Origin of the sequence: uncultured Campylobacter sp. (genome assembly GCF_937997595.1) — a bacterium.
In the GTDB taxonomy this organism is placed as follows: domain Bacteria; phylum Campylobacterota; class Campylobacteria; order Campylobacterales; family Campylobacteraceae; genus Campylobacter_B.
This window is the reverse complement of record NZ_CALKTS010000184.1, coordinates 1-11,460: the sequence shown is the minus strand read 5'-3', so window position 1 is coordinate 11,460 and position 11,460 is coordinate 1. Positions and strand designations below refer to the sequence as shown.

Sequence of the window (11,460 nt, the reverse complement as noted above, 5' to 3'; positions counted from 1 at the left end):
AGGGCGCCGAGCCGATAGTAAGCGGGACGATCGCCGCGGTGGTGCCGATGCTAGTACCCACAAGAAGCTTTGTAATTTGGCGATACGAAATTTAAAATTAAAATTTATCTAGCATTAAAACTTGAAATTTTAAGAAATCAAGCAATTTAAATTTAGATTTCTTAAATTTAATTATATAAAATTTTAGCCTTTGCGGTTACGGATTTTATTTTAAGCTCATACACTTTCGTGCGTTTTAGGGATGCTTTGGAGGCGAACTCCACGCGCGACATATAGTTTGGGGTGTATTTTTTGCAAAGTATCCGCAGAGCGTAAATTTTACGCTCGTCATCTAACACTTCGTTTGCTTCGCAAACGGCGATCGCGCTGCGGTACTCCGTCGTATAAACTCTAGAGCCTAAAGCGGCAGCATCGTTTGCGATAGATCGGTATTCTTCGTCGCTTGGGGTAGGAACGCGGTTGTAGCTAACAAAAACCGCCGTTACCGCGCGTCCGTTTTGAAAGAGTTTCGCCTTTGTGCCGGCAGGCGCGCCGTGGATATAAATAACGTCTGCATCGCGCACCGGCGAGATAGGCACGCTAAAAATTTCGCCGCTCTCATCTATGCAGCTAAGCGTAGCGTATTCGCTCTCGTCGATGATTTTTAACGCCTCATCTTCGCTTAGCTGCCTATCTCGTCTGCGCATTTAGTCCATCTGGTTGCGTAGGAATGCGGGCTCGTCGAGCTCGTCGTAGGTCTCGTCTCCGTTAAAATCGCCGCTACTTACCTTTTGTCTAGAAAAGATAGAATTTCGACCCATGCTCTCTAAAAGCGCCTTTCTGCGATCCGCTACGTTATCGCTGGCGACCTGCTTTTTTTCCTCGATGCTCCTTTCAAAGCCGGTGGCGATGAGAGTAACCTCGACGCGGTTATTTTCCATCTTAGGATCGGTGGTGGTACCCCAAGTAACGTCGGCATCCTTATCCACGGTATCTTCGATGATATTCATCGCGGATTCGATCTCAAGCAAGGAGCAATCAGGCGACATCTTAAAATGCACTAGCACACCCATAGCGCCGTGGATGGAGGTATTGTCCAAAAGCGGAGATTGGATCGCACTTTTTAGCGCTTCTTCTGCCGCGCCATCACCTTCGCTAACGCCGATACCCATAAGCGCCAAACCGCGGTGCGTCATTACCTTTTTTACGTCGGCATAATCGACGTTGATATCGCTATCGCCGGATTCTAAGATCACGGAGATCATACCGTTTACGGCTTGGAATAGGACATTATCTACGATTTTAAAGGCATCTTTTAGACCGGTTTTTTTATCGATGATCTTCAATAAATTTTGATTTGGGATAACGATTATGGAATCGCACTCTTTTTTAAGCTCTTCAAGACCCTCTTGTGCTAATCGCATGCGCTTTTTGCCCTCAAAACCGAAAGGGGTGGTAACGACGCCGATAGTTAGCGCTTTTTTCTCTTTCGCAGCTTTTGCAACGATAGGCGCAGCGCCCGTACCAGTACCGCCACCTAGACCGGAGCCTACGAAAACGATGTCGGAGTAGTCCAAGCGGTCTTTAAGATCGTCGTAGTTCTCCTCCGCAGCCATCTTGGCAAGCGCTGGATCCATACCGCAGCCAAGACCTTTGGTGGTGTTTTCGCCTAGTAAAATTCTAGTATTTGCGATCGACTTTTCTAACGCCTGTGCGTCGGTGTTAGCCACCATAAGCTCAACGTCGGTTTTGGTAAATCCTTCGCGGATCATATGATTTATCATGTTGCATCCGCCGCCGCCGACGCCGATAACCTTCATCTTGGCACCGTAGATGCCCTTTCTTTCTTCCATACTATATCCTTTCACGAGTATCTCCTTAGCTTAAAATTTAAAACCAATTTTTCATAGACGACCAAATTTTATTGAAAAAATTCTGTCCGTCTTTTTTGGGAAGTTGGATATTTAGATCCTCCTTCTTAGCCGCACCGCTATCCGCTCTGACGCCCTCTTTTTCTATCGCCTTGCTGACCTCTTTTTCATAATATTCGTTCACATTTCGTTTCGGAGCCTTATTTATAACTTCGTCTTTGTAGCGGAGTTTGCCGTTAGAGTCCATCTCGTAAGGGGTAAATTCGCCGAAGCCATACATGCAAAGTCCTAGTGCGCAAGAATTTGAAATATCGTCGGCGATCTCGTGTAGACCGCCCACGCTCTTTGCTCTTGCAACCCTAACGGAAGTGTTATCAAAAACTATCGCCGCTAAATCGCGCACATCGTCTAGCTTCGCCATACCGCCCGTGATTACGATACCTGCGCCTATGCGGTCTTTATAGCCGCTTCTTTCGATCTTATCGGCTATCATATCGAAGGTCTCTTTAACGCGAGCGAGGATGACTTGAGAGATGATCTCAAGGCTTATGATGTGGTTTTCTGACTCGCTATCTCCTAAAGCAGGCAATTCAACTTCGCTATTGCCTTGATTAATTAGATCGTTATAGGTAATTTTAATGTTTTCCGCATACGGAAGCGGCGTATGTAGGGCGCGCGATAGATCGTTAGTAACGTTATTAGAGCCGAACATCACAACATCGTTATAACGCAAGGAATTCCCCAGGTGGATGACTATATCACATGTAGCGCCGCCCATGTCAATCAGCACTACGCCGAGCTCTTTTTCATCCTTGCTAAGCGTAGATATGGAGGATGCGTAGCCTGAAAGGACGATGTTATCGACCTTTACGCCTGCCATCTCGACTGATTTTTTCAAATTTTTAATCGAGCTTTCCGGCGCGATGACGATATGTGTGGATACCTCTAGGCGCGTGCCACTCATACCGAGGGGGTCTTCGATGTGTTCCTGCTCATCGACTCTAAAATCGTACGGAAGCACATGTAAGATTACACTATCGCTAGGCACGTTAGCCTGGGCTTCTGCGACCTGCATAGCACGCTTGATTTCATCTAGTCCGATCTCATTTTCCATAGTTATGACGCCGCGAGATTTAACGCTTTTGGCATATGAGCCAGAGATCGATATAATGGCTTTATCATAGCTTCTACCAGCGCCTTTTACCGCTGCTTTTACCGCCTGTTTTATTGAGCCTGCGGCTTGCTCTATGTTTGTTATGACACCCTTTTTGATACCTAAAGTATCGGCTCCGCCAACGCCTAAGACCGTAAAAATGCCATCATTTTTAGCGATTATTGCGCGAATTTTAGTTGAGCCTATATCTAGACCTAAAATATATTCACTCACTGTCTTTACCTTTAAAATATCTTTCGGTTTTATAGCGCTTTTCTAGCATTTTGGTTAGATCATCTTGCAGATTAGAATTTAATAACGTGGTTATTCTATCGGCTACGATCGCTTTTTCTTTATCTATCTCTTCGCTGCTACCTAGGCTCTGCTGTGAAATTTTATACACTACGGCTTTGTTATCAAACATCACTATCCCTTCTTTGGCAGGCTTATTAAACATATCGATAAGAAATTTATAAAATTCGTCATCGCTTAGCTTGGTATTGTTTTTACTATTAAGAGACAGCATGCCGAAATCTTCGCCTTTGAAATTTTTAAGCGCATCTTGAGCTCTTTTTTCAAGTAGCTCTTTGCGTTTTTTCGCTTCAAATTCTTTAGAAGCCAAAGGCTTAGCCTCATCGAAAGTCATCTGTCTAGGCTGCTCTACACCGTTTAGTTTAGCAATCAAATATCCGCCTTTGTACTCGAAAGGCTTGATGACATCTCCTGGCTTTGCAACCTCAATCTCAGATATTGGAAAATTGCTAGCCGTAGCGACTATGGTTTCATTAGTATCGATTTTACCTTTTTTAATATCTGGAAAATCTTTTTTTGCGATTTTTTTAGCCTGATCCATTCGGTAATCTTTTAAGACGTTAGGTTTGGCTTCTGCAAAATCCAATAATTTATCATCCAGGCTTCTATACTCGCCTCTGTGTCCTTCATAAAATTTACTTAGTTCCGTATCATTCACATCGACATTGCTAGGTGCCACAAAATATACTCCGAGAGTATATTTTTTCTCAGTCATAAAGTGCGATTTCTCGCCTTCCCAAAATTTCTTTAGCTCGTCGTCATTAAAAGTGACGTTAGCATCGGCGTAGATTATCTCTGCAGAAACCTTGTCCTGCATCAGCTGCGATGCTGCAAATGCTTCTACGATCTTAGGGTTAGGCGTTATTTTTAGCGCTTTGCCGAGCTTTTCTAAAGTTAGGACCTTTTGTAGATTGCGCTCAAATTCCTTTTTAGTAAGTCCTGAATTCCTTACGACATTATCGTAAAGTTCCTTACTAAATGCGCCATTTTCTTGGAAATTCGGCGAGTTTAGCACAAATTCCGCCACATCTTTATCACTAGCCTGAATGCCTAAATCTTTAGCAAAATTTAGAAAATACGCTTCGCCGATTAGCTGATCTACTGCGATCTGATCTAGATGCATATTTTTGGCTTGTTCTTGAGTAAATTGCCCATCGCTCATAGCGTTTAATCTATTGTATAACTCGGTTGATTTTATCTTATATTCTTGATTCGTTATTGAAATCTGCCCTACTCTAGCGATTGAGCCTGCGCGGTTAGCGTTCATATCATATGCGCCCCAGCCGACGAAGCCTGCACCCACGAAAGCTATCGTGCTTATCCAAATCGTCGGTATAAGCGACTTCTTATGCTTTTGCATCCATTCTATCATCTAAATCCTTAAATAGCTAACTAAAGAAATTTTTTGTTAGTAATTATACAGATAAAACCTTATGTAAGGCTGAAAAATAGGCATTTTTGGCGAATTATAACGCGTTAGTAAATGATTTGGTATACATTAATCTTAGCTTAGCAAAAGCAGCTTTGAACTCATTTCTAAAATCGCTATTTTTTTCGCCATTTGCTGCGCGCTCCTTGCATAGGCAAAAACCCCATAGCCGCGAATCACCATTATATCGCTATTTTCATTTATCATATAGTTACAAATTTCATACGGCGCACGCTCGTGCCAGTCGTCGTAGTTCTTAGGATCGTAAATTTCAATGCGCTTAAATTTGCTCACCCCAAAGTAATCTCGTGGCAAAATAAAATCATGCTCCAGCGTATATGCGACGAGATATGGTGGTGTCGCGTAGGTTACGAATTTTGCCTCTTTTATATTTTTGTAGATATTTATATGTATGTCACTATCGATGCTAGCATCCTGCCAGCGGTAGTCTTTTTTTGAAAACAGCGTTATAAAATCATCCCTATTCAGGCTATCGAAAATCGCGTCTTTTTTGTTGATCAAGAACTGATTTTCTTTAATTTTTGCTGAAATCGAGCCGTGAAAGATCCCAAAAAGCCTATCTCTAAACATCGAAAGCGAAATTTTGCGTAAAATTTCATAATAATACTCGTCCATCTCTCGCCTTTGTAAAAAATTTCGCTATTATATAGGATTAGAAATTTCAAAAGGATAAATTCAGGTGCAAGCTCCACATATTCCGGTACTTTTTTCGCAAACGATCGCCGCATTTTCGCAGCTTGAGGACGGCTACGTTATTGACTGCACACTAGGCTACGGAGGGCACAGCGAGGGCATTTTGACCGCTAATCCGCAGCTTAAACTCATCGCTTGCGACAGAGATGCCGAAGCGATAGAATTTTCGCGTGAGCGGCTTAGTAAATTTAAAGATCGCATAGAAATTCACAAAGCAAAATTTAGCGAAATTTTAGAAATTCTACCCGAGCAAAAGCTCCGCGCAGTTCGTGGGATCTTAGCCGACATTGGCGTTTCGTCGCTTCAGCTAGATAAAAACTGCCGCGGCTTTTCCACTAAAAGCGACGCACTGGATATGCGAATGGATGAGAGCGCAGCTCTAGATGCGGCATACGTCGTAAACCACTACTCGCAAGCGGATCTGGCGCGCATTTTCCGCGAATACGGTGAGCTAACAAACGCTAACACAATCGCTGCTAAAATAGCTACTGCACGGGCTAACGCACCACTAACAAGCGCTAAAGCTTTGGCAAATTTAATCGGAACGAAGCCCGTTAAAGGGCGCAGCATCAGCACGGCTACGCTAGCATTTCAGGCGATCCGCATCGAGGTAAACGACGAGCTTGGCGAGCTAAAGCGCTTGCTCACGCTCATCGAACAAAAATCGCGTGATTCAATTCTAACTAATGCAACTGTCGCTATAATCTCGTTTCATTCGCTTGAAGATCGCATAGTAAAGGAACGATTTAAGGCGTGGGAACGTGATTGCGTCTGCCCTAGCGAGTTTATGCGCTGCGAATGCGGCGGCGGGCATTCGTTAGGTAAAATCCTAACCAAAAGCCCGATAATAGCAGACGCGCAAGAGCTTGCAAAAAACTCGCGAGCAGCGAGCGCGAAGCTAAGAATTTTTCGACTGAAATGACCGCCTTTGATTGCTATGAATTTTAAATTTTGACGAAATTTTGTAAAATTTACAGATTTGCAGGCATTAAATTTTAAAATTTTATGGAATTTTAAAATCCAGCTTACAAAGATTCGCTTTAGAATTTATGATATTTTTCAGTGTTATTTCAAACGCGCAATGTCTAAATCATAAAATTTAACGTTGAATTTTACGCTATATTTAACGTATAATTTTATGAGATTTAGTTGCTGCATATTTTAAAAACTAAGTGGCAGCATAGATACAGAACAGAGTGAGAGTTAAAATTTGGCGCCTAAAGCAAGCGGCGTAATGTCAAACTCGCCCTTTGCTTTAACGAAATTTTGTAAGCGAGCAGTAGTTTCATTGACCTTTTAGACGATAGAGCCTATCTTGCAAGCGATATCCTTCGCTTAGCGTTTTAAGGCGCACCGAAGACGCAGTGAAATTTTAAGCGGTTTTTCAGACGATTTGACAAAATTTTATAAATAGTCAATCTCGGTAAAGTGAGCTCTATTTTTACCTGTCAAAATGAATTTCGCAAAGAGGCGGTGTAAATAGGCAAAGATATTAAAATTTCGCTTGCCAAGATAGAATTTTGCAGATAGATAGCGATTGAAGTAAATGAAATTTCGCCGTAAATGCAAAAACCATCAACGTAAAAATTTTAAACTAGACAGCGGGACTCAGCAGATAACTCTGCTGCCGATATAAATTTTGCAAGCCGGCAGCGCATAAAAAATAAGTAAAGGCAGCATAGTTTTGCCCGCTACGGCGGAATTGATCTTTACCTAAATTCCACGAGCCTGCCGGTGCAAAGAGTGAGCAAAATTAACAAAAATAGCCCGCTAAATTAAAATTTTACTTTTGCTGGCCGAGATATAATTTTGCGAGTTAAGATAAAATTCCATTTACCGAGGTAAAATTGCAAAGAAGAATTTTGCTCGTAACTTTGGCTTTTAAATTTTACCTTAACTGCCCATTGCTGGGTACACGCTAGCTGCGGGTTTCGAGCCGAATTTATCTTGACGCAAGCGCTTTGGCGGCGAGTAAAGATAAGATCGTGGTTTTAAATTTATGGAGATTTTAGATGAACAAATATGAATATTTTGCCGACGACGATGACGGGCACGACTTCGCAGGGACATCCGATCTAGCGGGCATAGAGCTTGCGAAAAGACGAGCTATGGAGGATCTGACGGATGAGGAGCTAGAGGATAAGCTTGCCGCGGATCTTTCCGTAAAACGAAACTACGCGGGCGCAGCGGGCGGTTACGACGATTTTGCTGGCTTAGAATTCGAAAGTTCAGGCTTTACAAATACCCAAAACTATCTAAATTCCGAAAGCGGCGGAACAAAATTTAATAAAAGCAACAAAGTAAAATTAAAAGGACGCGACGACGCAAATCTTTCAGCCAATCGCGGCAGCGATAATTCCAGCGGAGCGAGCTACGGCGATTTTGTAGGTGCCAATTTTACAGGCAAGGCGGATTATGCGGCGTTTGCGGGTGCGAACTTTACAGGCACGCAAAATCAAAATTACGCGGATATGGGCGCGCAGGATTATTCAAGCCTTGCTGCAGGGCGCGGTTACGGCAGTTTTGCTGGCGCACAGGACGAGCTACTACGCAACTACGATGCCGAGAAAAAAAAGGAGAAAAATCTCACGCTTTATCAGCTTTTAGTCGTTTATCTGCTGATCGGATTTGCGTTTTTGCTGACGGTGCCGGCGATTTATATCCGCAACGAAATTTATTACATCAGCCGCGACATCGCTGCGCTTCGCACCAAACACGAGGTTTTGCTTGAGGAAAATCGCGCGCTTAACAACGACATCGAATATCTACGCTATAAAAATGAAATTTTAGATCCGCAAAGCGTGCAAGAAAATGGGCGCTGATGGGATTTTGCTCGCGGCGTTTGCATTTTTTGCTGCACTAGTACTTGCCTTGCTGATCGCGCTCGTGCTGCAAAACCGCCGCATAAGCGATGCAAACTCCACGCTTAGCGAGCTTTTAAACGAAAGGCTCACAGCTCAAAGTGCGAGAGCAAGTGCCGAGCTTTTTAAGCTAAATCAAAGCCTAAACGACGGCTTTAATGATAAGCTCTATTATCTTAATAGATCCCTAGGCGAGGGTTTGCAGCGCCAAAATAGCGCGCTTAGCGAGAATTTAAGCTCGCTAGATCGTGGCTTTAAGGACATAGCGGAAAATCTAGCGCGAATGAGCGAGCAAAATAAAACTTCGCTTCAAGTGCGTGACGAAATCGCAAGGCTAAACGCGATTTTAGGCAACGTCAAGCTGCGCGGCAACTTCGGCGAGTACCGATTAGAGAAAATTTTATCGATGATCTATGGGCAAAACACCGCATTTTATGAGCTGCAAAAGCACCTACCAAACGGCAGGATTGCGGACTGCGCGCTGCATATCGCAAAAGAAAAAATTCTTTGCATCGACTCAAAATTTCCACTTCAAAGCTATGAAAAGATCATCGCCGCCTCCGCTTCAAACGACGCCGCAGCGCTTGCTAGTGCGGATAAGCAACTCGCCACTGATATGAAAAAGCACGCCGCAGATATCGCGGAGAAATACATCATACCGCCTCTGAGCACGGAGTTTGCGGTGCTATTTGTGCCCAGCGAAGCGGTTTTCGTCTACGTCTGCGAGAAGCTGCCGCAGGTGCTTGAATACTGCGCGCAAATCGGCATTTTTGCGGCATCACCCACGACGCTGCTGGCGCTTTTAGGCACGATCCGAATTTTCGCAAAAGACGAGGCGCTCGCGCAAAATATAAAATCGGTAAAAGATGAAATTTACGCGCTAAAATCGGACTTTGAGGCGCATGCTAAGTATGCGACGTCGCTTCAAACATACGCAGATAAGCTCGCTGCGCAAGCGGAGCTTTTAAACAAAAATGCAAAATCTCTAAAAGCCCGCTTTGAGCGTTTTAGCGAGCTGTAATGAGGCAAACCGTAGCGTACAATGCGGCTTGGAGTGCTTTAACAAGCTTATAATGCGGCGGAATTCCACAGGTGGGCGAGCAGCATTCAAATTAAATTTGCACTTCGCCTATTTTGCAGATAAAATTCCCATTTGGGGTAGATAGAATTTAAAACTCAGCTTAACAGATTTATTACGCGAGCAAGCAGAATTCAAATGCTGTCTAACGCGCATAAAATTTGATTAACTAAATTTCATGGACGCGCGAGCTAATTCAATCCGCTCAAGCATTAAACGCACGCCCTCATCACGATGTGGCAAGATCAATCGCTACGCTTTTTGCCCAAGAAATTCAGCGCTGCTATACCGAAACAAAATTTGACGCCGCATTATTGCATGCGTAAATTTGCGGTCGTGGGCAAATTCTACATTACGGAGACAGATTCATGCTTCATGAGCGAAATTTCGTATTTTGTCGAAACTTTAAAAAGCGGCTTACAGGCACTACGAATTTAAGACAATAGCGCTGCGAGCGCGTTTAGCGCTGAGAAATTTATGGGCGTTGCGCGGATATAATTTCATATTTTGACAAAATTTAAAAAACTATCTGCAAGCGCGCAAAATTAATCTGCAATCCCGAAAACTCATAAATTTGTATTTTACGGCGACACAAAAACCTCGCGCATTAAAGCGTAGCCAAGATAAACATCGCGCTAATACGCGGTGGTGCTTTGGACGGTTGGTGCGAGCGTAAAGCAAAAACCGCGGTTACTTGCAAGCTTAAACCCTCGCTCCGCATAAGCAAGCTGAATAAAATTCTACGCCGAATAGTTTTTGTCGCCGTTCGTAAAATTTCAGCGCAATTTAGCTCGCGAAATTTTATGAGCCGCAGCAAGTGGCGTAAATTTTAAATTTAACTCGCGAAATTTTAAAGTCGTAGCATTCTGAGCAGCTAAATTATCGGCAAAGGCCTTAAACTCTGCCTATCATAAAGCTTTAGCTTTTGCATTGCAGGCTTGCAGGCTTTTTAAAATTATCGCTGGGCGGCTTATTTTGTGTATTCGGTGTTTATTCGGAGCAAAATTTTAAAAACGGGCACAAATCTCAAAACATACGCCGTATTTAAAAATACAAAAAGATTAGGCGCGCAATTTTACACGGCGGCAAGATAAAATTTTAAGTTCGACGCGGCGCCAAAACACACAAAATTCTCCTGCAAAATCATAAAATTCTAAAATTTCTCCGCAAAAATCAAAGCTATAGCACCGCAAACCTGCCAAAAAAACTTTCTCGCTAAAAATTCCAAAGCTCACCTCTGAAATCCAAAATAACCGCATGTCTAAATTCTGCGCGCAAACTGGAATTACCGAGCGCCTAAAAGCCGCATGCGCAAGCGGAAAAATCGTGCCATGTGCCTTAATACTGCTAATGATCTCACATTTTACCACCCTTATACGCCGCGAAAATCGCGCAGCAGGTCAAAACCGAGCAATAGAATTTTAAAAGCTTGATTTTACAATCGATTTAAGCACCTAGACGCCAATTCAAATCCACTCGATGAAATATATTTATATTGAGGCTACGAGGCTTTGGCAGACACATAAACGGACATAACAGCCAACTCCACGCGACGGAATTTTTGGCGTGACTTTACACCGATCCGATTAATAAATCGTTCGTCGTCCGCCTCGCAGCTAAATTTTGGGGTATTGCTTTGCCACTTTAAGCCACTAATTCAAATTCGCACGGTGGAATTTTTAAGCGCGATTTCAAGGCTTCGCGCCGATCCAATTAATAAATCGCGCGCCCTTTGGCTAATGCGGAGTATGTGGCGCCGTTATATGATTACCGAAACTTGGCGCACCAAGCTAAATACGGGCATGAATAGGCACTACACTATGCTTCACACCGCGACTTTGTATCACTAGAGCCAAGCGTACGTAATAAATTTTAGACGCTTTTTTGCTTCGCGCAAAATTTTCAATAGTTTTTAGAGATTTTATAAAATTTTGAGCATTTTACGCCGCTGTGCCGCAGTCATGTTTATACTAAATCACACTCAATCTGCGCTGCCTATTTATAGGTTGCGCAATTTTTATTGTAGTAGGCGATGGTGCGCTCGTACTCGTCGTAAGTCTGTA

The 11,460-nt window shown here is 43.3% G+C and carries 8 protein-coding genes; 3 read left to right on the top strand and 5 right to left on the bottom strand.

Annotated features, from left to right (window positions below):
• Positions 1 to 167: 167 nt before the first annotated feature.
• The 5 genes from Q0614_RS06620 to Q0614_RS06600 form a co-directional block, all read right to left on the bottom strand.
• Entirely contained in the window at positions 168 to 686 is a 519-nt protein-coding gene (locus Q0614_RS06620; protein ID WP_298787451.1) for a pyridoxamine 5'-phosphate oxidase family protein, read from the bottom strand.
• Positions 687 to 1,847, bottom strand: a complete 1,161-nt coding sequence (gene ftsZ, locus Q0614_RS06615; RefSeq protein ID WP_040303139.1) for a cell division protein FtsZ — start codon at positions 1,845 to 1,847, stop codon at positions 687 to 689.
• Positions 1,848 to 1,869: 22 nt separating this feature from the next.
• Positions 1,870 to 3,237, bottom strand: coding sequence for a cell division protein FtsA (gene ftsA / locus Q0614_RS06610; RefSeq protein WP_298062956.1), 1,368 nt, complete (start codon positions 3,235 to 3,237; stop codon positions 1,870 to 1,872).
• Positions 3,230 to 4,687: a peptidylprolyl isomerase gene (locus Q0614_RS06605; protein WP_298787449.1), complete on the bottom strand. Its 1,458-nt coding sequence runs from the start codon at positions 4,685 to 4,687 to the stop codon at positions 3,230 to 3,232. The genes ftsA and Q0614_RS06605 overlap by 8 nt, the downstream gene beginning before the upstream one ends.
• 132 nt (positions 4,688 to 4,819) lie before the next feature.
• Complete coding sequence (locus Q0614_RS06600; protein WP_298787447.1) at positions 4,820 to 5,380, bottom strand: class II aldolase and adducin N-terminal domain-containing protein; 561 nt, start codon at positions 5,378 to 5,380, stop codon at positions 4,820 to 4,822.
• A 64-nt stretch (positions 5,381 to 5,444) separates the two neighbouring features.
• Between Q0614_RS06600 and rsmH the strand changes: the two genes are divergently transcribed.
• The 3 genes from rsmH (at position 5,445) to Q0614_RS06585 (ending at position 9,340) form a co-directional block, all read left to right on the top strand.
• The gene (gene rsmH, locus Q0614_RS06595; protein WP_298787445.1) at positions 5,445 to 6,380 is read left to right on the top strand and encodes a 16S rRNA (cytosine(1402)-N(4))-methyltransferase RsmH; all 936 of its coding nucleotides are present in this window, start codon (positions 5,445 to 5,447) and stop codon (positions 6,378 to 6,380) included.
• A gap of 1,090 nt (positions 6,381 to 7,470) precedes the next feature.
• Positions 7,471 to 8,280: a hypothetical protein gene (locus Q0614_RS12560; protein ID WP_366125048.1), complete on the top strand. Its 810-nt coding sequence runs from the start codon at positions 7,471 to 7,473 to the stop codon at positions 8,278 to 8,280.
• Positions 8,270 to 9,340 (top strand): DNA recombination protein RmuC, encoded by a 1,071-nt coding sequence (locus Q0614_RS06585; RefSeq protein ID WP_298787443.1) that lies wholly within the window; start codon positions 8,270 to 8,272, stop codon positions 9,338 to 9,340. The genes Q0614_RS12560 and Q0614_RS06585 overlap by 11 nt, the downstream gene beginning before the upstream one ends.
• Positions 9,341 to 11,460 lie beyond the last annotated feature (2,120 nt).

What these genes read in the sequence shown, in the direction of transcription:
- Q0614_RS06620 (WP_298787451.1), bottom strand. Translation starts at nt 686, where the DNA reads ATGCGCAGACGAGATAGGCAGCTAAGCGAAGATGAGGCGTTAAAAATC.
- Q0614_RS06605 (WP_298787449.1), bottom strand. Translation starts at nt 4,687, where the DNA reads ATGATAGAATGGATGCAAAAGCATAAGAAGTCGCTTATACCGACGATT.
- Q0614_RS06600 (WP_298787447.1), bottom strand. Translation starts at nt 5,380, where the DNA reads ATGGACGAGTATTATTATGAAATTTTACGCAAAATTTCGCTTTCGATG.
- Q0614_RS12560 (WP_366125048.1), top strand. Translation starts at nt 7,471, where the DNA reads ATGAACAAATATGAATATTTTGCCGACGACGATGACGGGCACGACTTC.
- Q0614_RS06585 (WP_298787443.1), top strand. Translation starts at nt 8,270, where the DNA reads ATGGGCGCTGATGGGATTTTGCTCGCGGCGTTTGCATTTTTTGCTGCA.